Source organism: Rhizobium lentis (assembly GCF_014200175.1).
In the GTDB taxonomy this organism is placed as follows: Bacteria; Pseudomonadota; Alphaproteobacteria; order Rhizobiales; family Rhizobiaceae; genus Rhizobium; species Rhizobium mulingense.
Genome location: NZ_JACHBD010000016.1, coordinates 37,223 through 56,340 on the forward strand (window position 1 = coordinate 37,223; position 19,118 = coordinate 56,340).

Annotated in this window: 25 protein-coding genes and 1 pseudogene; 11 read left to right on the plus strand and 15 right to left on the minus strand. The window is 62.1% G+C overall.

What is annotated here, in order from left to right; genetic code table 11:
- Window positions 1-73: 73 nt before the first annotated feature.
- The 5 genes from GGI60_RS27920 to GGI60_RS27940 form a co-directional block, all read right to left on the minus strand.
- Complete coding sequence (locus GGI60_RS27920; protein ID WP_183919397.1) at window positions 74-1,084, minus strand: DUF3618 domain-containing protein; 1,011 nt, start codon at window positions 1,082-1,084, stop codon at window positions 74-76.
- Window positions 1,084-1,500 (minus strand): phage holin family protein, encoded by a 417-nt coding sequence (locus tag GGI60_RS27925; protein ID WP_183919399.1) that lies wholly within the window; start codon window positions 1,498-1,500, stop codon window positions 1,084-1,086. Before GGI60_RS27925 ends, GGI60_RS27920 begins: the two co-directional genes overlap by 1 nt.
- Entirely contained in the window at window positions 1,493-2,059 is a 567-nt protein-coding gene (locus tag GGI60_RS27930; RefSeq protein ID WP_183919401.1) for a nutrient deprivation-induced protein, read from the minus strand. Before GGI60_RS27930 ends, GGI60_RS27925 begins: the two co-directional genes overlap by 8 nt.
- A 117-nt stretch (window positions 2,060-2,176) precedes the next feature.
- Window positions 2,177-3,295, minus strand: coding sequence for a sialidase family protein (locus GGI60_RS27935; protein ID WP_183919403.1), 1,119 nt, complete (start codon window positions 3,293-3,295; stop codon window positions 2,177-2,179).
- A 15-nt stretch (window positions 3,296-3,310) separates the two neighbouring features.
- Window positions 3,311-3,613 (minus strand): hypothetical protein, encoded by a 303-nt coding sequence (locus GGI60_RS27940; RefSeq protein WP_183919406.1) that lies wholly within the window; start codon window positions 3,611-3,613, stop codon window positions 3,311-3,313.
- Window positions 3,614-3,915: 302 nt separating this feature from the next.
- Here GGI60_RS27940 and GGI60_RS27945 point away from each other — a divergent pair, with 302 nt between their 5' ends.
- From GGI60_RS27945 to GGI60_RS27975, 7 genes are all read left to right on the plus strand, one after another.
- Entirely contained in the window at window positions 3,916-4,245 is a 330-nt protein-coding gene (locus GGI60_RS27945; protein WP_138393692.1) for an ArsR/SmtB family transcription factor, read from the plus strand.
- A complete protein-coding gene (locus GGI60_RS27950; protein ID WP_183919407.1) occupies window positions 4,242-4,706 on the plus strand; it encodes an SRPBCC family protein in 465 nt (154 codons plus the stop codon). The genes GGI60_RS27945 and GGI60_RS27950 overlap by 4 nt, the downstream gene beginning before the upstream one ends.
- 44 nt (window positions 4,707-4,750) lie before the next feature.
- Window positions 4,751-5,167 (plus strand): GFA family protein, encoded by a 417-nt coding sequence (locus tag GGI60_RS27955; protein ID WP_183919409.1) that lies wholly within the window; start codon window positions 4,751-4,753, stop codon window positions 5,165-5,167.
- Window positions 5,168-5,283: 116 nt separating this feature from the next.
- On the plus strand, window positions 5,284-5,616 hold the full coding sequence (locus GGI60_RS27960) for a helix-turn-helix transcriptional regulator (protein WP_183919411.1): 333 nt from the start codon (window positions 5,284-5,286) through the stop codon (window positions 5,614-5,616).
- Window positions 5,609-6,094 carry an SRPBCC domain-containing protein gene (locus tag GGI60_RS27965; RefSeq protein WP_183919413.1) on the plus strand — a complete coding sequence of 162 codons (486 nt, stop codon included), beginning with the start codon at window positions 5,609-5,611 and terminating at the stop codon, window positions 6,092-6,094. Before GGI60_RS27960 ends, GGI60_RS27965 begins: the two co-directional genes overlap by 8 nt.
- Complete coding sequence (locus GGI60_RS27970; protein ID WP_183919415.1) at window positions 6,087-6,707, plus strand: glutathione S-transferase family protein; 621 nt, start codon at window positions 6,087-6,089, stop codon at window positions 6,705-6,707. The genes GGI60_RS27965 and GGI60_RS27970 overlap by 8 nt, the downstream gene beginning before the upstream one ends.
- Window positions 6,708-6,952: 245 nt before the next feature.
- A complete protein-coding gene (locus tag GGI60_RS27975; RefSeq protein WP_183919417.1) occupies window positions 6,953-7,765 on the plus strand; it encodes an alpha/beta hydrolase in 813 nt (270 codons plus the stop codon).
- Window positions 7,766-7,797: 32 nt separating this feature from the next.
- On the opposite strand, the gene GGI60_RS27980 is transcribed toward GGI60_RS27975, so the two are convergent.
- Both GGI60_RS27980 and GGI60_RS27985 read right to left on the minus strand, forming a co-directional pair.
- Window positions 7,798-8,142, minus strand: a complete 345-nt coding sequence (locus tag GGI60_RS27980) for an antibiotic biosynthesis monooxygenase (protein ID WP_183919418.1) — start codon at window positions 8,140-8,142, stop codon at window positions 7,798-7,800.
- 114 nt (window positions 8,143-8,256) lie between these two features.
- Window positions 8,257-8,682, minus strand: coding sequence for an ethanolamine utilization protein (locus tag GGI60_RS27985; protein WP_183919421.1), 426 nt, complete (start codon window positions 8,680-8,682; stop codon window positions 8,257-8,259).
- 1,654 nt (window positions 8,683-10,336) lie between these two features.
- Here GGI60_RS27985 and GGI60_RS32260 point away from each other — a divergent pair.
- Window positions 10,337-10,432: pseudogene (locus tag GGI60_RS32260) on the plus strand (glutathione S-transferase family protein); the annotation flags it as partial.
- 50 nt (window positions 10,433-10,482) lie between these two features.
- Here GGI60_RS32260 and GGI60_RS27990 read toward each other — a convergent pair.
- The gene (locus tag GGI60_RS27990) at window positions 10,483-10,842 is read right to left on the minus strand and encodes a VOC family protein (RefSeq protein ID WP_183919423.1); all 360 of its coding nucleotides are present in this window, start codon (window positions 10,840-10,842) and stop codon (window positions 10,483-10,485) included.
- A 76-nt stretch (window positions 10,843-10,918) separates the two neighbouring features.
- Complete coding sequence (locus GGI60_RS27995; protein WP_183919425.1) at window positions 10,919-11,851, minus strand: LysR family transcriptional regulator; 933 nt, start codon at window positions 11,849-11,851, stop codon at window positions 10,919-10,921.
- A 121-nt stretch (window positions 11,852-11,972) separates the two neighbouring features.
- Between GGI60_RS27995 and GGI60_RS28000 the strand changes: the two genes are divergently transcribed.
- The gene (locus tag GGI60_RS28000; RefSeq protein ID WP_183919427.1) at window positions 11,973-12,665 is read left to right on the plus strand and encodes a type 1 glutamine amidotransferase domain-containing protein; all 693 of its coding nucleotides are present in this window, start codon (window positions 11,973-11,975) and stop codon (window positions 12,663-12,665) included.
- Window positions 12,666-12,832: 167 nt separating this feature from the next.
- Here the strand turns inward: GGI60_RS28000 and GGI60_RS28005 are convergent, their stop codons facing one another.
- Window positions 12,833-13,306, minus strand: a complete 474-nt coding sequence (locus tag GGI60_RS28005) for an SRPBCC family protein (protein WP_183919429.1) — start codon at window positions 13,304-13,306, stop codon at window positions 12,833-12,835.
- A 36-nt stretch (window positions 13,307-13,342) separates the two neighbouring features.
- The gene (locus GGI60_RS28010) at window positions 13,343-14,212 is read right to left on the minus strand and encodes an SDR family oxidoreductase (RefSeq protein WP_183919430.1); all 870 of its coding nucleotides are present in this window, start codon (window positions 14,210-14,212) and stop codon (window positions 13,343-13,345) included.
- Window positions 14,213-14,316: 104 nt separating this feature from the next.
- Between GGI60_RS28010 and GGI60_RS28015 the strand changes: the two genes are divergently transcribed.
- Entirely contained in the window at window positions 14,317-15,207 is an 891-nt protein-coding gene (locus GGI60_RS28015; RefSeq protein WP_183919432.1) for a LysR family transcriptional regulator, read from the plus strand.
- Between the two features lie 237 nt (window positions 15,208-15,444).
- Here the strand turns inward: GGI60_RS28015 and GGI60_RS28020 are convergent, their stop codons facing one another.
- The gene (locus tag GGI60_RS28020) at window positions 15,445-16,191 is read right to left on the minus strand and encodes a glucose 1-dehydrogenase (protein ID WP_183919434.1); all 747 of its coding nucleotides are present in this window, start codon (window positions 16,189-16,191) and stop codon (window positions 15,445-15,447) included.
- A 106-nt stretch (window positions 16,192-16,297) separates the two neighbouring features.
- Between GGI60_RS28020 and GGI60_RS28025 the strand changes: the two genes are divergently transcribed.
- Entirely contained in the window at window positions 16,298-16,672 is a 375-nt protein-coding gene (locus GGI60_RS28025; protein WP_183919436.1) for an ArsR/SmtB family transcription factor, read from the plus strand.
- A gap of 201 nt (window positions 16,673-16,873) precedes the next feature.
- On the opposite strand, the gene GGI60_RS28030 is transcribed toward GGI60_RS28025, so the two are convergent.
- The 3 genes from GGI60_RS28030 to GGI60_RS28040 form a co-directional block, all read right to left on the minus strand.
- Window positions 16,874-17,131, minus strand: coding sequence for a GlsB/YeaQ/YmgE family stress response membrane protein (locus GGI60_RS28030; protein WP_183919438.1), 258 nt, complete (start codon window positions 17,129-17,131; stop codon window positions 16,874-16,876).
- 188 nt (window positions 17,132-17,319) lie between these two features.
- A complete protein-coding gene (locus GGI60_RS28035) occupies window positions 17,320-17,586 on the minus strand; it encodes a DUF2277 domain-containing protein (protein ID WP_183919487.1) in 267 nt (88 codons plus the stop codon).
- 274 nt (window positions 17,587-17,860) lie between these two features.
- A complete protein-coding gene (locus tag GGI60_RS28040) occupies window positions 17,861-18,937 on the minus strand; it encodes a class I SAM-dependent methyltransferase (protein ID WP_183919440.1) in 1,077 nt (358 codons plus the stop codon).
- Window positions 18,938-19,118: the final 181 nt, after the last annotated feature.

A 19,118-nucleotide genomic window follows, 5' to 3' on the forward strand; every position in this document is an offset into this window, starting at 1 on the left:
TCCGCGAAGCGGATCAGTCAAACAGCGCCTCTTTCCGCGTGGAACCTTTTCCTGGCCGACCGGGATGGATCCTCTACCGCCGATCGCTTCCGCCTAGGCCATCCTTGCGATCTATGAAAGCTTCGGCTTCATCCACCACGCGTTCCTTGATGGCATCATGAGTATCGGAGGCAACGTCCACGGCCGTGTGATAGACCTCCGACGCTACCTCTTTACCCTGCGCGACGACGTCCTGGGCCTGGCGGCTGAGGCTATCTCTAGTGCTATCTGCGGCTTCGCCGACCAACTCATCCTCGGTGTCGGTATGGGGCAGCGCCGCGCCGATCGCGGCACCGACCGCGAAAGCCAGAGCACCGCCGACCAGCGGCTGGTCGCGGAAATGGGTGAGGATCGCCTCGTTGAGCTTGCTCGTTTGCTCCTGAAGACTGGTCGCCGCCGAAGAGGATCGGCTCGACAGCGAGCTCGCCGCGCCGGACGCACGGGCGGTTAGGTCGCTCGCGGCGCTTTTCGCCTGCTCCCATTTCTCCGCCGCCCAGCCGGTTGCCGCGTCGAGCATTGCACCAGTTTCGTCGGCGATCTGATTGATCTGTTTTCCGCTGGCGTCGGCAAAGCCGCGATAGGTCTTGCCCGCCTCGTCCATGAAATGGCCGGCGCGAGCTCCTGTTTCGTCCGTCAACGCCTTCAACCGCTTGCCGGATTCGTCGGCAAAATGGCTATAACGCGCTCCGTTTTCCATTGCCGGCGGACCAATCCTGCGAACCCGGCCGGTCGCCGGATAAAGCGGGTATTCAGGATCCTCCCTCCAGGTCGCCGTGTCACCTGATGACGGACTGCCCTTTGCCATGAGCCAGGCGAGGCTCACGCCCATCAGCGCGACCGGCAGAGGGTTCGCCTTGAGGGCGCGGCCAAGATTGCTGACATACTCTGCGCCGCCGCTTCCCTTGGCGTATGCGATGACCTCATCGATGAGCTGGCCCGGCGACATCCGTTCCTGAATCGCGTCAATCCGGTCTCCTATGCGGCGGCGGTCCTGGTCGATCTCCCGCTGAAGCTCGGCCGATGTTTTTTCCATTGAACTTTCCATCAGATTTTGTCCTTCACAACATCAACGTCGCGGCGAAGCGAGGTCGCAGTACGATCCAGTGTCATGTTATTGGCGCGAAGCGCGGCGAGGCCCCGGGAGACCAATGCCCAGGCGATGCCGGCAATGATGATGCCGACGATCAGAGAGGCGAGCGCACTGGCAGTGGTTTGGGTAAAACCCTGTGTCACGAGGAAGGCCGCGAGACCGCCGACAAGGGCACTCAGCAAGACGCCGACCGCCCCGATCGCCAGAACCACTCCAACTAGGAGAATTTCCACGCCGCTGAGCGCCTGCGAAAGTTTTTCCGAAGCCTCCGCCTTGGCAAGATCGATTTCCTTGCGGAGCAGGCCCGTGACGTCACCAACGAGGCCACTGACGAGCTCGGAGAGGGGTGTGTTCTCTGAAGATTTAGCCATAGTTTTCGCCTCCGGTCGTTGCGATGCCGGGGCGAAGGCCAATCGATGGTTCGCGCGGCGCGGCAGCTGTTTGCCTTTTCGCGGAGGCTGTCAGGAAGCGGCTCGCGGCCAGGCCTGCAAGTGCGGCTATCCCGAGAAAGGCGAGCGGTTGCCTGCGCCCGAAATCCTCGGCCATGGTCGCGATTTCGCCGATGTCCTTGCCTTCCATCCGCCGAGCGACGGTCTGCACGCTCCGCCCGATTTGCCTGGCGTATCGCCCGACCTCCGCCTGGCCGGAGCTTTCCATTTCGGCGCCCGCTTTCTCAAGTGCCGTTGCAACGCCGCCGACCTGGCGAGCAGCGAAGCTGGTGCGTTCGGAAATGACCTCCTTGACCTTCTCGACGGCAGTGTCGGCGCCTTCCTTGATTGTTTCCTTGGCGGCGGAAACATCTTCGCTCACCTTCGCTTCCAGATCGGAAATGGACGTGCGCGTCCCCGGCGAAGAACCCAAACCAGGGGATGAGGACGGTGTCTGCGCCGATGCGCTTCTTCCTGCCGGATCTGTGAAATCGTTTTGCATGTCTAACCTCCCATGTCGTGGCAGCGACTGCCGCGGCCCCGAACCACAGGTTCCCGGCTTTGTTCCCCGAACGCGCTTCGAACGTTCCTCTTCGGCCCATGATGAGATGATGGGGGCTCACAACTGCGCCTCGGCTCCTTGTTGATCTTTGGCAGGCGTGACAATAGACGCTGCGACGTAACGCTCCTCCCTGTCGCCATCGTTGAAGTAGTAGACAGCGAGCAGGGATCCATCGCCGCGTTTTGCGATTCTGGGATAACCGAGATCAGCCGTGCCGGCGTCGCTCCGGATGACCTTCTCGGCGCCCCATGTCTGGCCGTCATCGAAACTCACGCGCATCCTCATACCAAATGGCGGATCACGGTAGCCGTAGACGACGAGAAGCATGCCTTCGATCCGTCCGAGCGCTGGCGGATTGCCATTGCTGCCCGTGTCGTCGACGACGCAGCCTTTCCGCGTCCAGGTCTTCCCTTCGTCGTGGGAGGTGAAGGCTTCTATCCAACCCTTGCCACCGCCCCTCCCCATGCAGCGCGTCAAGGTCAGCACGGCGCCACCGGAAAGTGCCGTCGAGGCCGGCATGATCGAATAGCCCTCAGGTTCTGGGCCGACAAAGCCTTGAAGGACGAAGCTGCGCCCGCCGTCCGCGGTGCGCGCACAGAACACTCTGCCTTCCGCACCGTCCTCTTTGGAGGTGCTGAGCATGAAGAGCGCATGGTCTCTGCCAAGAGGAACGATATCGGTGCGCGCCGAGATCGGAAGATGCAAGCCGATGAAACGATATGGACCTTGCCATGTCAGGCATCGATCCCGGCTGACATAGAACCAGCTGACAGCATCGCCCTGTACATCGGTTCTGGCGCACATCACGATCGTCCCGGGATCGAGAAAGTCTATGGGTTCATCCAGAACGCAGAGGTCATCACGGACCGACAGATGGGGACGAATCTTGAGATCGGCGTTCAGGTGCTCGTCGGCCGAAAGCGAGAGCCCACCCGGCACGCGGCCGCAGAACGGCTCGCCCATCCATGTCAGTCCGCCGTCCAGGCTGCGTGCCTGCCAGGGGACGAATGGATAATCACGGTCCAGTTCGTGCAACTCCCCCTTGGCTCCGAGTTTGCCGCGCGCGAAGACGACGACCATTTCGTCAGCCCAGGACCAGAGACCATAATTTGCCGGCCAGGCTGCGAACTCACCCTCTCTGCGGTAGATTTCAAGATGCCGGAATTGCGTGTCCATGGGGGCTTCCAGCGGTCAGAGCGTTTCGACCGGAAGTGCCCGCACGAGCAGTTCATCCTGCCGGAGCAACTCTTCGAGTTTGCGCCGGTATTGGCGCCACCAGGCCCGGTCGAGACTGTTCACCATCACTTCGATCACGATGACGGTATCTTCTTCGGTGCCCTCATCATTGGACCAAAGCCCCTTTGCGGGGGAATTCAGATATGCCGTCACTCCGCCATGGCGCTCCGTCATCTCGCGCTGAATTGTCGCGATAATGTCTGCGAAGTCGACCGCCGCCCGCGGCGCTGCCGGAATAAACAACTGTATCAAATGCATGTGGAATTCTCCTCGTTTCGCAAACTTCGCAGGTCTGACGAGGTTCCGGCCCGGCTCGAAATCTGTGCGATGGCATGGTGTCGGCTCCGCCGGCGAATTCGCGGATATCCGTCGGAGGACAAGGAAAGCGGCAACAGGCGGTGGTCGCCGTCGTGCAAGGTGCACCGAGCTGCGGTGGCGAGCGCAGACGCAAGGTGCCGTCATAGGGCTGTTCAAACACCGGGCATCGCTTTTCACTCAACCCCGGAGACAGATACAAATTAGTCTTGACTCATCAATTAGTGCAGGCTATTGATTTTCTCATGATCCAGACCGCTTCCATCGACGCCGTCATGCGCGCCCTTGCCGACCCCACCCGGCGGGCCGTGTTCGAGCAGATCGTCAACTCCGATGAGATCACCGTCGTCGAGTTGACGCGGGCGAGCCACGTGACGCAGGGCGCCGTCTCGCAGCATCTCAAGGCGCTGAAGCAGGCGGGCCTGGTTACGGAGCGCCCTGAAGGGCGCAAGGTCTATTACCGCGCCGAGCCCGAGGGACTTGCGCCGCTTGTCGATTGGATGAGCCATTACGGCCTCTTCTGGCGCGACCGCTTTACCAATCTCAGAACATTGCTGAAGGAAATCGATCCATGAACGACGCAGCATTGAAGCCCGACACGCACGAGATCGTCGTCGACGAGGTTTTCCCGCATCAGCCGGAAACGATCTGGAAAACGCTAACCACGGCCGAGCTGATGGGCCGCTGGCTGATGATGCCTGAAGGATTCGAGCCGATCGAGGGCAAGCGCTTCACCTATCAGACGACGCCGGCCGGCGGCTGGGATGGCACCATTCACTGTGAGGTGCTGGAGGTGAAGCCGAACGAGCGTCTCTCCTATGCCTGGAAAGGCGGGCATGCGGACAATACCGGCTACGGCTCGCCGCTCGATACCGTCGTCACTTTCATCCTTTCCAGAGCCGAAAACGGCACCCGGCTGCGCCTCGTCCATTCCGGCTTCGTGCTGCCGAAAAACGAAACCGCCTTCCAGAAGATGGGCGAAGGCTGGAAAAAGGTCGTGAAGAATATCGGCGCCCTCGCCAGCGGCGAGGACTGAGCCGGCTTGAAAGCCGTATTCCCCAACAACATCAGGAGAAAGCAATGAGCGAGCCCTATACCGGTGGCTGCGCCTGCGGCGCCATCCATTACGAGATCTCGGCCGAGCCGATTGCGATGAACGACTGCCAGTGCCGCGATTGCCAGCGGACGAGCGGCACCGGCCACGGATCCTATCTGACCTTTCCAAGCCGGCAGGCGGTGAAGCTCGAAGGCGAGGCCAGCCACTGGCAGATGGTCGCCGACAACGGCAACGTCAAGACACGCGGCTTCTGCCCCGCCTGCGGCGCGCCTGTCTATCTAACCTTCTCCTATATGCCGGATTTCTTCACCATCCACGCCGCCAGTCTCGACGAGCCCGAGCGCTACCGGCCTGACATGGCGACCTACACCATGCGCGGCCAGGCTTGGGACCGGCTCGACCCTGATGTGGCGAAATTCGAAAAGATGCCGCCGATGTGAGGCTCGGGCAGCGCCCGCGACAAAGCGGGCGGGCCTGTTGCTACCCTGCGGAAATTGCCTTTGACATTTCTCAGGGATGAATATATCCATATAGCTATATAGCCAAATGGTGATATATGGATGACAAGCTCGATGCCATTTTTTCCGCACTCGCCGACCCCACGAGGCGAGCCATTCTTGCGCGGCTTGCGACGGGCAAGGCGACCGTGGCCGAACTCGCTGATCCCTTCGAGTTGTCTCAGCCCGCTATTTCAAAGCATCTCAAGGTTCTGGAACAGGCCGGGTTGATCCGCTCCGGCCGGGAAGCGAATGCGCGTCCGCGCGTCCTCGAGCCGGCCGCGCTGAAGACGATCGCGGATTGGATCGCCGATTACAGACGCTTCTGGGACCAAAGCTTCGATCGTCTCGATGACTATCTGTCCAAGGTACAAGGATACGAAAATGACTAATCCGGAGACCGACCCCGACCACACCCGCGACCTGGTTATTGTCCGGAGGTTTGATGCCCCATGCGATCTCGTTTTCAGGGCATGGACCGACCCGGAAGCCATGGCCCAATGGTGCGGTCCTCACGGTTTTAAGGCGGTGGGCGACAGACTTGAAGCTTGGCCCGGCGGCAGACACCGCGCCTGCCTGATCGCGCCGGATGGAGAGGAGCATTGGGTGGGTGGAAAATATCTGGAGGTCGAGCCGCCGCACAGGCTTGTCTTCACCCATGCCTGGGAGCGCGGAACCGGTGAGACCAGTCCCGAAACGATCGTCACCATCACCTTCAGGGAAAGTGACGGCGGCACGGAAATGACCTTTCGCCAAAGTGGGTTTGAGAGCGCATCGTCGCTTGAGGGACATGAAGCCGGCTGGTCGCAAAGCTTCGAGCGGTTGAGCCTTTTTCTTCGAACCGAATCCAAGGGGACGAACCATGCATAAGGCGGCGATGAAGCTTTACTATTGCGAGACGCTCAATCCCCGGAAGGCCTGCGCCGCGGCTCGCTTTCTGAAGGCAGACGTCGAGTTCTTCCGGGTTGACCTGGCAAGCGGTGAACAACGCACCGCAGAATTCCTGGCGCTTAACCCGAACGGCAAAGTCCCGGTGCTGCAGGATGATGCCGGAACCTTGTGGGAAGCGAATGCCATCATGTGCAGGCTGTCCGACAGCGTCGCATCGGATTTCTGGCCGCATGACCGCCGGCAGATCGACGTGCTGCGCTGGTTGAGCTGGGATGCCAGTTATTTTACCCGGCACGGGGCAACGCTGTGGTTTGAAACCCTGATCAAGCCATTGTTCGGCGGGAAGCCGGACGCGGCGGTTATCGAAGAGGCAAAGGCGGCTTTTCGGCTCCACGCTCGCGTGCTCGACGGTCATCTGGCCACCAACAGCGTCGCCGTCGGGGAGACACTGACCGTGGCGGACTTCGCACTGGCCGCCGCACTTCCTTATGCAGCCGCTGCCGAGATTCCACTCGCCGAGTTTCGGCATATCCGAACCTGGTACGAACGGCTTGAAGAACTGGATGCGTGGCGAAACCCTTTCCCAGCTTGAGAAGCTGATGGTACCGCTTCGCCGCCGACTGGTTGAGCTGCGGCGCACAGGCCGTGCTGACGATCAACAGGACGGCATCGCCTTGTATGGGGAGGGCCGATCTCTCGTGAGGACGATTGTCGCGTCTCGACCCTCTTCAAATAGGAACGCACATGCCTATATTGCCGCTACGCTGAGCACATCACGCGGGGTTGGGTTTGCTGCAAAGCGTTCTGGGCGTTGCCAACCAGCGGGGATAGTCTGTCGTGAGCGCTACAAGGTACCTGCTGATCTTGCCGCTGATGGCGGTCATCGCCTACATGGCGCTCGTGGGCCTGATCTATTTTTCTCAGCGATCCCTGCTCTATCCCGGAGCCGGCGCCGCACCTCTGCCGGAGCCCGCGAACTGGGGCGAGACGATCCACATCAAGACGCCCGACGGGGAAATCCTGCAGGCACTCTACAGCCAGGGCGACAGCGACAAGCCCTGCGTGCTGCTGTTTTTCGGAAACGGTGACCGCGTTGACAATTACGCGTTTCTCGCACAGGCGCTGGCCGCGCGGGGGATTGGATTGCTGGCGATTTCCTATCGCGGCTATCCCGGATCGACCGGCTCACCCAGCGAGCAAGGGCTGCTGACAGACGGCATCGCCGCGTTCGACTGGCTTTCGGCACAGACCAAAAGCGGGATCGTTGTGCTCGGCCGCTCACTTGGCACCGGCGTTGCGGTGAACACGGCCGGGCAGAGGCCGGCCGTGGGCCTCGTTCTCGTGTCTCCGTACCTGTCGGTTCTCTCGGTTGCGCAGATGCATTATCCGTTCCTTCCGGTCGAGTTTCTCCTCAAGGATCCCTTCCGCTCGGACCTCAACATAGCCAAAGTGAGACAACCGAAGTTGTTCCTCCACGGCCGACTCGATGACAGCATCCCGCTTTCCTCAGGGCAGGCCTTGTTCCACCTCGCACCCGAGCCCAAGCAGATGTTGATCTATGACCGTGCCGGTCACAACGACATCTTCAACGATGGCATGGTCGGCGACGTGATCGGTTTTGTGGAAGCGGTGAAAGCAAACGGGCCTTGAATCCGGCACGGAACGCGATCCGAGGGCGAGGATCATCGCAGTGCGACGGGTTCCGCTTCGAATCCGTAAGCTCGTTGAACGAGCGCGACACGGATTTCATAACGCGTATACCAGTCGGCCCGGCCCCGGCGTTGCGCTTCGACGTGATCGACAACCGCTTTCCATGCCCGGATGCTTTCCTCGTCCCGCCAATAAGAGTTGATGATGCCGAATCCGTCGGCACGGCGGGCGCTTTCGAAACCCAGAAATCCGGGCTGCTGTTTTGCCAGCTCCACCATCGCAGCGCCGACGTCACCATAGCCATGTTCGACCTCGGTTCGATGCGATGAGAAGCAGACGACGTAATAGGGTGGTGCAGGTAAGCTCGCGATAGACATGCCAACCCCTCATTGCCGACAGACAAAGATCTTTGCAACCATCCGCCGTGCGGTCAATCCCGCAACGTCAAACCCACCAGGCCAGCCGAGGGAAGCATCACGTCACCCTGCGTCTTACAAATGGGCCGGCCGTTCAGGGGGATAAGTGACATAGGCGGTGAATGCGCCTTCCTCATGCGAGCGGATCGTCACGGTCTCGCCCTTCGGCATGTAGACGATCTCACCCGGCCCGGCACTCACCGTCCCGGCCTCCGTCGAAACCGAAAGCCGCTCTTCCAGAACGATCATGACGTCGTCGACCGCCATCGCTTCGGTCAGGCTCTGGCCGCGGGCGTAGCGCCCGTAACCGATGGTGATCGGCCCGCCATGCCGCTCGTCGATGAGATTGCCGACGAAGATGTCGGCCTCCTGCCGGGGGGAACGCTCCAACGCGACGTCGGCTTTGGTGATTTCCGGATTTTCATTCGTCTTCCTCCATGCCTGCTGCAGAGTTAGAGCGGAGAAAGGGCGCGCCAAGACGGATGAGCTCTCTTGCGCCATGCGCGTCTCTGGCCGCGCGTTCGGCGAAATCGCAGCTCTCTAACCTCCGTCACTACATGCCTCGAGCCTGGAATCCATGGCCACCGCCGAGGGGCCAGCATGGGTCCTCGGGTCAAGCCCGAGGACGACGGAAGTGTGGTGAACTCCGTGGCAAATCCAGCGATGGTGAGGCAGCAGCAGCCTTGCGCCTCTTGCCGATGGCCCTCCACAACCTCCGTCATTCCAGGCCCTGAGCCTGGAATCCATAGCCGCTGCCGAGGGGCCGGCGTGGGTCCTCGGGTCAAGCCCGAGGACGACGGAGGGTGGGGTGAACTCCGCGACAAATCCAGGGATGGTGAGGCAATAACAGCAGCGTTGCGCCTCTTGCAGGTCGCCGTCCGCAACCTCCGTTGGGCCTCCTGCCGATGACCCTCCCCAACCTCCGTCATTCCAGGCCTTGAGCCTGGAATCCATGACCACAGCCGAGCGGCCGGCGTGGGTCCTCGGGTCAAGCCCGAGGACGACGGAGTGGGGTGAGCTCCGCGACAAATCCAGGGATGGTGAGGCAATAACAGCAGCGTTGCGCCTCTTGCAGGTCGCCGTCCGCAACCTCCGTTGGGCCTCCTGCCGATGGCCCTCCACAACCTCCGTCCCAGGCCTTGAGCCTGGAATCCATGGCCGCAGCCGAGGAGCCGGCGTGGGTCCTCGGGTCAAGCCTGAGAATGACGGAGGGTTGGGTGGGCTCCGTGGCAAATCCAGCGGTGGTTGAGCGAATAGCAGCGGGTTGCGCCACTTGCAGATCGCCCTCCCCAACCTTCGTCATTCCAGACCTTGGGCCTGGAATCCATGGCCACCGCCGAGGGGCCAGCATGGGTCCTCGGGTCAAGCCCGAGGACGACGGAGGGTGGGGTGGGCTCCGTGGCAAATCCAGCGGTGGTGAGGAAATAGCAGCGGCGTTGCGCCTCTTGCAGGTCGCCGTCCGCAACCTCCGTTGGGCCTCCTGCCGATGGCCCTCCCCAACCTCCGTCATTCCAGGCCTTGAGCCTGGAATCCATGACCACAGCCGAGCGGCCGGCGTGGGTCCTCGGGTCAAGCCCGAGGACGACGGAGGGTGGGGTGGGCTCCGTGGCAAATCCAGCGATGGTGAGGCAATAGCAGCAGCGTTGCGCCTCTTGCCGATGGCCCTCCACAACCTCCGTCATTCCAGGCCCTGAGCCTGGAACCCATAGCCGCAGCCGAGGGGCCGGCATGGGTCCTCGGGTCAAGCCCGAGGACGACGGAGGGTGGGGTGAGCTCCGCGACAAAATGGTGAGGCAATAACAGCAGCGTTGCGCCTCTTGCAGGTCGCCGTCCGCAACCTCCGTTGGGCCTCCTGCTGATGGCCCTCCCCAACCTCCGTCATTCCAGGCCTTGAGCCTGGAATCCATGACCACAGCCGAGCGGCCGGCGTGGGTCCTCGGATCAAGCCCGAGGACGACGGAGGGTGGGGTGAGCTCCGCGACAGAGGCAATAACAGCAGCGTTGCGCCTCTTGCAGGTCGCCGTCCGCAACCTCCGTTGGGCCTCCTGCCGATGGCCCTCCACAACCTCCGTCATTCCAGGCCCTGAGCCTGGAATCCATGGCCGCTGTCGAGGAGCCGGCGTGGGTCCTCGGGTCAAGCCTGAGGATGACGGAGGCCGCTGCACTTCCTTATGCAACCGCCGCCGAGTTCCGGCTTATTTACGGACGGCTTGAAGAACTGGATGTGTGGCGAAACCCGTTCTCAGTCTGAAGGCGCGTGAATCGATCGAGATCGGGCAACGAGCAGCGACCCATTCGCCGTCAACGCTGCGCCGGCTCCCACAGCTCGACCGGATTGCCCTCGGGATCGTGAATGCGGGCAAAGCGGCCTACCTCCGAGTTCCACTCATCCCGGGTTTCCACCGCGATCCCACTTGCCGTTAGGCTGGCCATCAGCCCATCGAGATCATCAACGCGGAAATTGACCATCCATTGTTGTTCCGCACGACCGAAATAATCGGTGTCCTTCGAAAACGGGCCAAATATCGTCATCCCGGCCTCCTGCTGCCATACCGACTTGTGCAGGTCGTCAATACCGAGATGCTTTTGATACCATTCCGCCAGGCCGGCCGGGTTCGCCGCCCTAAAGAACACACCGCCGATTCCAACGGCCTTTGGCATAGAATTCTCCTCATCCTGAAACAGAATATGCAACCGATCTGGCACGCGCGCAACCGTCGAGGGCAAACACGCGCTCTCAATTTCCAGCCATGGCTTCTGCCGCCGCAGCGTCGGAGACTTCCTTTGCCACCTCGGCGATCAATGATCTCAGCCAACGATGGGCGGAATCGTTTCGGTAGCGGACATGCCATGCCAGCTCGACTGGGAAGCTGCCGAGATCGACCGGCGCGGGGAGGATTTTAAGGCGCGGGTCGCGGGCAAGGCGCTGACAGATCAGCCGGGGCAGTGTGGCGCAGTAGTCGGTCACGGCCACCATTTCCGGGACTGCCAGGAAATGGGTGACGGAGACCGAGACATCGCGCCTGAGACCGGCCTGCTGGAGCATCTGGAACAGGCCGACGCGCATCCGGCCGGGCGGAAGCACGTTGACATGCCGCATCCGCTGATACTGTTCCTCGGAGATGCTTTCGGTGATCTCGGGATGATCTTTGCGAACGACACAGGCCAGCCCATCATCCATGAGATGCTGCACGACCATGTTATCAGGAGGCTCGACGATCCTGCCGAGCACCATTTCCGTCGCCCCTGATATCGCGCCGGTCTCGGCCAGATCATTGCCGAAGGGCGTCAGGCGCAGCCTGATCCCGGGCGCGCATTCCCGCAGCCGTGCCACGATCACCGGCATCAGAACGAACTCGACGTAACTATTGGGGGCGATGGTGAACTGTCGTGTCGCCCGCGCCGGATCGAACGCCTGCTGGCCGAGAATGGCGTCATCGAGGCTCGCCAATGCGGTGCGGATCACCGGAGCAAGTGCCTCCGCCATCTCCGTCGGCTTCATGCCGTAGCGCTCGCGGATGAACAGCGGATCGCGCAACGTCTCGCGAAGGCGTTTCAGGGCATTGGAGACGGACGGCTGCGTCATGCCCAGTCGTTCGGCTGCGCGCGTGACATTGCGCTCTTCCATCAGCGCCACGAAGACAGGCAGGAGGTTGAGATCATGTTTCATCCAGATATATTGCTGAACACATATCTGAAATCAAAGAAATAAATTTCAGGAATAGGAAGCGGCGAGGCATGATCCCGTCATCGAAAGCGACCGATCACATCTGTCTCGAAAGGATCTCCAGATGAAAATCCTCATGGTTCTCACCTCGCACGACCAACTGGGCAGTACCGGCCGGAAGACCGGCTTCTGGCTCGAAGAGTTCGCCGCCCCCTATTACGCCTTCCTCGAGGCCGGCGCCGAGATCACCGTCGCCTCGCCGAAGGGCGGACAGCCGCCCCTCGACCCGAAGAGCGACGAACCCGGCTTCCAGACCGACCAGACCCGCCGCTTCCATGCCGATCCGGTTGCGCAGGCGGTGCTCGCCTCGACTGTAAAACTCGCCTCGGTCTCCGCTGACGATTACGACGCCGTGTTTTATCCGGGCGGCCATGGCCCGCTTTGGGATCTGGCGGAAGACAGCGATTCGATCGCCCTTATCCAATCGCTCTATCAGGCCGGCAAGCCCGTTGCCTTTGTCTGCCACGCACCGGGTGTGCTGCGCCACGTCAAGGCTGCCGACGGCACGCCGCTGGTTCAGGACAGACAAGTCACCGGCTTCAAGAACTCCGAGGAAGATGGGGTCGGTCTCACCCAGGTGGTGCCGTTCCTGGTCGAGGACATGTTGAGGGAGAATGGTGGCGTCTATTCCAGCGGCGACGACTGGTCGTCCTATGCCATCCAGGACGGCCTGCTGATCACCGGGCAGAACCCCGGTTCATCGGTGGAGACTGCCGGCATTCTGATCGGCGCCGTCGCGGCGGCAAAGGCCGCCTGATCAACAGTCCTGGCGGTGAAGCCGAGGGCGCCGGGACAAACCCGACGCCCTGGCCCCGCCCCGCAGAAGCGTTTCGAACGCTTCCCCTTGAGGGATCCCCTGATATCTCAGGCAGCTGGTCGGCTATAACCCACGGTCGGCCGCTCTTTGTTAGATCGCGGCGATACTCAGAGCTTTCCCTCTGACAGCAGTTGGCGGGTCCGCTTCAGCGTCGACAGCAGGGCGGCCTTGTAGCCTGTTTCGCTATCGAACTGTGCCTGCTCGGCCTGCTCTTCCGGGCCGTTGGGCCGTTGGCCGCGCAGGCCGAGATAGCAGTAGAAGCGCAGCTGCAGCTGGCCGTCTTCATCCTCGAAGAGCTCGTTGACGATCGCTCCCTCGCGGGGCCCCGTCGCCTGAAAAAAGGTGACCTTGCTTTGCGGTTCCAGGGTGATGATCTCGCGCAAATCCAGCCCGGCAATCGTCGCCTCGCGCACGAAATAGTCCGGGTTTTCCTCCACGACATCGCAGCGGGTGCAGAGACCGGCGGGAAGAAAGAGCCGGGCGTCGCGTGCCTTGCGTTCAAGCCCTAGCCAGGCCTCGGCGCGTGTCAGCGGGGTTTCGCCTTCCGGGTTCACCGGAACTGTGGCTGTGGAATAGATCATGATGATACTCTTTTTGGTCAGATCGCTGTTGCTGCCTCAGGCGGAGGCAGCGGTTTCCAAGGCGAAGGCGCGATATGAGCGGAGCGGGCGTCCGAGCAGGGCCGTCAGACGCTCGACGTCGCCCGCCTCGGGCAGCATCCCGTCGGTCAGGAAGCGTTCGCCCATCAACCGCATGTCGTAGGCCATCCAGGCGGGCATGAACTGCTTGAGATTCTGCTCGAAGCCCTCGGTATTGTCGCCGCCGTAGGCGATCGGGCGGGCGAGCACGGCCGACCAGATGGCGGCGATATCGGTTCCGGTCAGCGTCTGCGGACCGACCAGGTTGATCCTCTCCAGCGCCAGCGGCTCTGCAGCCTGTTCGCGGCGCAGCAGCTCAAGGGTGGCGATCTCGGCGATGTCACGAATATCGATCATTGCGAGACCCTTGGCGCCGATCGGCATCGGGTAGGCGCCGTAGCCGGTGATCACGTCTTTGACCATCAGATCGTTCTGGATGAAATATGCCGGGCGCAGGATCGTCGCGTTGAAACCCATCTGCTCGATCATTCGCTCGACACCGAACTTGCCGGCGAAATGCGGCACGTTGACATAGACATCGGCGTGGATCACCGAGAGATAGACGATCCGCTCGATGCCGGCCGATCGGGCGACGTTCAGCGCAATCAAAGCCTGGGTGAATTCATCCGGCACCACGGCGCTAAGCAGGAACAGGGTCGACACGCCTGACATGGCATTGCGCAGCGAGTCGACGTTGAGGAAGTCGCCCTTCACGACGCTGACCTCCGCCGGGAATTGGGCTTTCGACGGTTCGCGGACAAGGGCACGGACATCGACGCCGCGCTTGACGAGGTGTTCGACGATTTGGCGGCCAACATTGCCTGTGGCGCCGGTAACGAGAATGGTCATGGTCTTTCTCCGCGTTGGGTTGCTTGACACCTCGAATATGTGTGGTTCACTGGCAGTCCGATAGACGGCAATTCTAGACAAACCGTCTCGCTGATGGAACGGACATGGATCTTCTTGCGCTTGCCGATTTCAATCTTGTCGCCCGCCATGGCGGCTTCGGCAAAGCGGCACGGGCGACGGGCCGACCGAAGGCAACATTGTCGCGCCGGGTCGCCGAGCTGGAAAGCGCCCTCACTCTGCGACTGTTTGAACGGGGTGCGCGCAATCTGAAGCTCACCGAGGAAGGGCGGGCGCTGTTCGAGCGGACGGGGGCGCTGCTTGCCGAACTGGACGAAACGGCTGCAGCGATTGCCTCAGGCGGTCAAAGACCCAAGGGCAGATTGCGCATCAGCGCACCCTTGCACTTTTCCCAGACCGCCATGGGCAGGATCGCCGCGGGCTTTGCCCTCGAATATCCGGAGGTCAGGCTCGAGGTGACGAGTGAGGACCGGTCCGTCGATATGATCGAGGAAGGCTACGACCTGGTCATCCGGGTCAATCCCGATCCCGACGAAAGCCTGGTCGGACGGGCCTTTCTGCGCGACCGGCTGGTGGTGGTGGCAAGCCCCAACCTTCCCCGCCCGACCGGCGGACGTGCGGCTCCCGGCGTTGCGCGTGGCGCAGGCGAAGCGCAAATATGGCGGGTGAAGACCGCCGGCGGCCAGTCGACGATCAGGATCGAACCCGTGCTCACTTTGTCAACGCTCATCACGATCCGGGATGCGGTGCGCGCCGGCGTCGGTGCGGGACGTCTTCCCATATCGCTGGTGAGCCACGACCTGGCGGATGGCACATTGGTCAGTTGGGGGGACATCGACGGGCCGGAGATCGCTCTCTGGACGCTCTACCCCTCTCGGCGGCTGCTGAGCGCGCGCGTGTCGGCGTTCCTGGACTTTTTGAAACAGGCGTTCCCTAACGGGACGCCTGATGAACTCGCCGCCTATATCGGCAGGTGATGCCGCGCTTTGCCGGCGCATGGACGAGCTCCGGCATTGACTTTATAAGCCTCGTCAATGCGATCGTCATGGCCGGGACGGGCACAATCGCGAGCACTGCGAGAGCATGATGCCGATAAGCGAGCCGCTTTCTGACGGCATCATGCTCTTACTCTTTTATTCAGATCAGGATCGAGATTTCAGGCCGGCCCCGGCCTAAACACCCACCTCCGTGATCCGAAGAGAGCGGAAATGCCCTCAACGGAAGCCGCCGCTGGCGGCCAGCCGTTCGCCGGTCATCCAGCGGGCGTCGTCGGACGCAAGGAAGACGGCGACGCCGGCTATATCGTCCGGCTGGCCGATGCGGGCAAGCGGCGTCTGGGCGACGACGGTCTGCTCGAGATCCGAGCCGATGACTCCGGCCGTGTGCGTCCCCTCGGTCTCGACCATGCCCGGCAGGATGGCGTTGACGCGGATCTTGCGCGGGCCGAGTTCCTTGGCGAGCACGCTGTTGATGCCCTCCACGGCGCCCTTGGTGCCGGTGTAGACGGCAGAGGCCGGCGGCGCCATGCTGGTGACCACCGAGGAGATGTTGATGACACTGCCGCCCTCACCGAGGTGCTTGACCGCCGCCTGGGTGGTCAGGAGAACGCCGAGCACGTTGACGTCGAAGATGCGGCGATAATGGTCCTCGGTCACTTCCTCGATCGGGGCGAATTCGTAGACGCCTGAGTTGTTGACCAAGACGTCGAGCTTGCCGAATTCCTTGACGGCGGCATCGACCAGCCCCTGCGCCTGGTCGGCCTTGGAAACATCGCCCTGAACCGCGATGGCCTTGCCGCCGGCGGCGCCGATCGCCTCGACCACGGCGTCGGCTCCCGCCTTGCTCGAGGCGTAATTCACCACCACCTTTGCCCCTTCGGCCGCCAGCGCCTTGGCAATCGCCGCGCCGATGCCTTTGGAGGCCCCCGTGACCACTGCGACCTTTCCGGTGAGCTTCGCCATTTTGAATTCCTTCTGATCCGGACTGCTGCCGGGATTGGCAGCTTGTTCCATAGTTCAGAAATTCGGAACTGTTGATCTCGATGTCAAGGGGCGCTATATAAAATTCATGAGACCGCTCTTTCACCCAGCCTTGGAGGATATACGCCCGGAGGCGATCCTTTATGCGCTGTCCGATCCCGAGCGCGTTGCCATCTTCGCAAAGCTTGCCACCGCCGGCTGCGGCGGCACGTGCTCGGCCCTTGCCGACCTTGGCGACCGCATCATTCCAAAATCGTCGCTCTCCAACCATTTCAAGGTGCTGCGCGAATCCGGCCTGATCCGCAGCGAGCGCCAGGGTGTGGAGATGCGCAACCAGACCCGTTGCGCGGAGCTCGACGCACGCTTCCCGGGGCTGATCCGATCGATCCTGGTGGCTTATGGGCAGCTTCCAGCGCAGTTGGAGACGATGTCAGGGGAAGAAAAAAGCCGCGACAGGCGATGAGCCGGCGCGGCGCTGGCTGAGGCTTTACCCCTGACCGATGAGACCGATATCCGCCGCTGCCCTTAAGGTCCGGCTTGCTTTTGGCGCATCCGTCAACGTTCGCGGGGCGCCTTGAACACGGGATGACCACGCCTCAAGCCACGCTCGCGCGTGGCAGGAGTGCGTGAAGAAGGCAACCGTTTGGGGGCGCCTCCTGTTTCGTCAAGCCGGACGTCTGATCATTCTTGCAATAGCGATCAGGATGCAGGCTCCGATGAAGCCCGCGATCAGATAACCCAGCCATCCGCCAAGAGCGACGCCGAAGAGCGACAAGATAAAGTTGGCGACGATGGCGCCGACAATACCGAGAAGAACGTTCATCAGCACGCCCATGTTGCTCTTCATGAACATCTCGGCGAGCCAGCCGGCAATGCCGCCGACGATGATTGCGGCGATCCAACCGATACCTTCATTTTCCATGGAATTTCCCCATTGTGAATTATTGAGCGCCGGCGCCGGCCATCGTGTCACGCAGATCGAGCGAAACCGAAGGCGAAGCGACAAGGCTATAACCTTCCGCGACGCGAGTTGGTTCCATAAGGCCCCGCCCCAAGGCGGTGCGTGCTCTTGTTGATCCCGTTCAGATCACTTGTGGGCCCGGACTCTTTTCATGCAAAGCGCATCGCTGATCGTGCACGCGCCTTCGCCGCGACTTCGGCACGGTCGCGAGGCGGCTGTGAGGTCTCCAGCGAATGAAGCAGTTCCTGGGCGCACTTCGCGGTCGCATTGACCGCCTGTTCGAACGCCGCCTCGTTGCGTTTCGAGGGTTTGTTGGTCCCGCTCAGCTTCCGCACGAACTGCAATGCGGCATCATGGATCTCCTCGTCCGTCGCCGGCGGATCGAAATTGAAGAGAGGCTTGATATTTCGGCACATGACTTGCTCCCGTCGTCTCCCCTCCCATTCGGGAGGATTGCTTGCCATAAACTAGTCGCGTGACCGTAAATGACAAACGGTCTGGTCGTCAGCAACGCAATCGGCAAACAGCGCGGCAAGGCGAAGTATGGCAGCAACGGCACCCCACCCTCCGTCATCCCAGGCCTTGAGCCTGGGATCCACGGCCGCAATGGACGAGGCCGGCATGGGTCCTCGGGTCAAGCCCGAGGACGACGAGTGGGTGGAAGTCCGGCGCCCTCAGCCGCCGGTCTGGTCAGAGGCGGGCTTCGAGGATCAGGTTGAAGGGCGTCTGCATTGCCTTGCGGAAGCGGGTGAAGCCCGCCTTGCGGAAGACGTCCTTGAGCCTTGCCTCGCCGGCCTGGGCGCCGAGCACGATGTGACCGCCATCGGAAATCGCATGGGCGCAGCAAATCGTCGTCGACGCGGCATAATAGAGCCGGCCGACAGGCGAGATATTGTCCTCCACCCGGTCATTGGCGAAGGGCTCGACCAGCATCACCGTGCCGTCCTTGGCAAGGGCCTTGGCCGCATGCGTGGCGGCTGCCACCGGATTGCCCATGTCGTGCAGGCAGTCGAAGAAGCAGATAAGGTCATAGCCCGTCCCCGGATAGGTATCCGCCCGCGCCGTCGAAAAGCTCGCGCGATCGGAAACGCCCGCCTCGCCCGCCACCTCTCGTGCTTCGTCGACCGACTTTTCGTGCGTGTCGAAGCCGTGGAATTTCGACTTCGGGAAGGCCTGCGCCATCAGCACCGTCGAATGGCCGTGGCCGCAGCCGACATCGGCGACCAGCGCGCCAGCCTTCAGCTTCTCCACCACGCCGTCGAGCGCGGGCAGCCATTCCGGCACGAGGCTGGCGCGGTAGGCGTTGCGGTAGAAGGAAGCGACGCCGCAGAAGAGCCGGCCATCATGGTCACCCCAAGGGATGCCGGCGCCGGTGCGGAAGGCCTCGACCGCCTTGTCCTCGTCGGCCCACATGGAAGCCGGCGTTGCCCAGGCATTCGGGATGAAGACGGGGCTGTCCTCGTTCGCCAGCACGAAAGCCTGTTCAGGCGTCAGCTCATAGGTGCCGCTGACGGCATGATAGGTGACATAGCCGCCGGCGACCTGCGAATTCAGCCATTCGCGCACATATCGTTCGGCGCAGCGGGCGCGGGTGGCGATCTCGCGAGACGTGAGCGGACCGCGGTCGGCCATCGTCTTGTAGAGACCGAGGCGGTGGCCGAGGCTGACCATGACCCCGCCATAGCCGGCGGAAAGATCGCTGACGACGCGGCCGACCAGCGTGTCGAGCTTCGCACTGTCGATGGCCTTGCTTTGCATGGTATCCATGATGTTTCTCCCTGGTTGCAAACCTCCGTTCGAGGTCGAGGGAAGGATCGCAGACCGGGAGCGTGAGCGGCAGAGCGGTGCCGGCCATGATCGGGCCATTTGCGCCACGCAAGGGAAGCTGTCGCGTCCGCAGTGGCCCCGGCTGCGCTCCGGGGTTATCATTGCTGCCAAGGGGGAACCG

Bases quoted from the DNA above. Each gene is read 5' to 3' on its own strand.
- GGI60_RS28035 (WP_183919487.1), bottom strand. From the start codon at position 17,586: ATGTGCCGAAATATCAAGCCTCTCTTCAATTTCGATCCGCCGGCGACG.
- GGI60_RS27925 (WP_183919399.1), bottom strand. From the start codon at position 1,500: ATGGCTAAATCTTCAGAGAACACACCCCTCTCCGAGCTCGTCAGTGGC.
- GGI60_RS27945 (WP_138393692.1), top strand. From the start codon at position 3,916: ATGATCCAGACCGCTTCCATCGACGCCGTCATGCGCGCCCTTGCCGAC.
- GGI60_RS28025 (WP_183919436.1), top strand. From the start codon at position 16,298: ATGAGACCGCTCTTTCACCCAGCCTTGGAGGATATACGCCCGGAGGCG.
- GGI60_RS27920 (WP_183919397.1), bottom strand. From the start codon at position 1,084: ATGGAAAGTTCAATGGAAAAAACATCGGCCGAGCTTCAGCGGGAGATC.
- GGI60_RS27935 (WP_183919403.1), bottom strand. From the start codon at position 3,295: ATGGACACGCAATTCCGGCATCTTGAAATCTACCGCAGAGAGGGTGAG.
- GGI60_RS28040 (WP_183919440.1), bottom strand. From the start codon at position 18,937: ATGGATACCATGCAAAGCAAGGCCATCGACAGTGCGAAGCTCGACACG.
- GGI60_RS27990 (WP_183919423.1), bottom strand. From the start codon at position 10,842: ATGCCAAAGGCCGTTGGAATCGGCGGTGTGTTCTTTAGGGCGGCGAAC.
- GGI60_RS27930 (WP_183919401.1), bottom strand. From the start codon at position 2,059: ATGCAAAACGATTTCACAGATCCGGCAGGAAGAAGCGCATCGGCGCAG.
- GGI60_RS28010 (WP_183919430.1), bottom strand. From the start codon at position 14,212: ATGACCATTCTCGTTACCGGCGCCACAGGCAATGTTGGCCGCCAAATC.
- GGI60_RS27985 (WP_183919421.1), bottom strand. From the start codon at position 8,682: ATGGCGCAAGAGAGCTCATCCGTCTTGGCGCGCCCTTTCTCCGCTCTA.
- GGI60_RS28030 (WP_183919438.1), bottom strand. From the start codon at position 17,131: ATGGAAAATGAAGGTATCGGTTGGATCGCCGCAATCATCGTCGGCGGC.
- GGI60_RS28020 (WP_183919434.1), bottom strand. From the start codon at position 16,191: ATGGCGAAGCTCACCGGAAAGGTCGCAGTGGTCACGGGGGCCTCCAAA.
- GGI60_RS27955 (WP_183919409.1), top strand. From the start codon at position 4,751: ATGAGCGAGCCCTATACCGGTGGCTGCGCCTGCGGCGCCATCCATTAC.
- GGI60_RS27950 (WP_183919407.1), top strand. From the start codon at position 4,242: ATGAACGACGCAGCATTGAAGCCCGACACGCACGAGATCGTCGTCGAC.
- GGI60_RS27960 (WP_183919411.1), top strand. From the start codon at position 5,284: ATGGATGACAAGCTCGATGCCATTTTTTCCGCACTCGCCGACCCCACG.
- GGI60_RS27940 (WP_183919406.1), bottom strand. From the start codon at position 3,613: ATGCATTTGATACAGTTGTTTATTCCGGCAGCGCCGCGGGCGGCGGTC.
- GGI60_RS27995 (WP_183919425.1), bottom strand. From the start codon at position 11,851: ATGAAACATGATCTCAACCTCCTGCCTGTCTTCGTGGCGCTGATGGAA.
- GGI60_RS28005 (WP_183919429.1), bottom strand. From the start codon at position 13,306: ATGATCTATTCCACAGCCACAGTTCCGGTGAACCCGGAAGGCGAAACC.
- GGI60_RS27980 (WP_183919418.1), bottom strand. From the start codon at position 8,142: ATGTCTATCGCGAGCTTACCTGCACCACCCTATTACGTCGTCTGCTTC.
- GGI60_RS27965 (WP_183919413.1), top strand. From the start codon at position 5,609: ATGACTAATCCGGAGACCGACCCCGACCACACCCGCGACCTGGTTATT.
- GGI60_RS28015 (WP_183919432.1), top strand. From the start codon at position 14,317: ATGGATCTTCTTGCGCTTGCCGATTTCAATCTTGTCGCCCGCCATGGC.
- GGI60_RS27970 (WP_183919415.1), top strand. From the start codon at position 6,087: ATGCATAAGGCGGCGATGAAGCTTTACTATTGCGAGACGCTCAATCCC.
- GGI60_RS28000 (WP_183919427.1), top strand. From the start codon at position 11,973: ATGAAAATCCTCATGGTTCTCACCTCGCACGACCAACTGGGCAGTACC.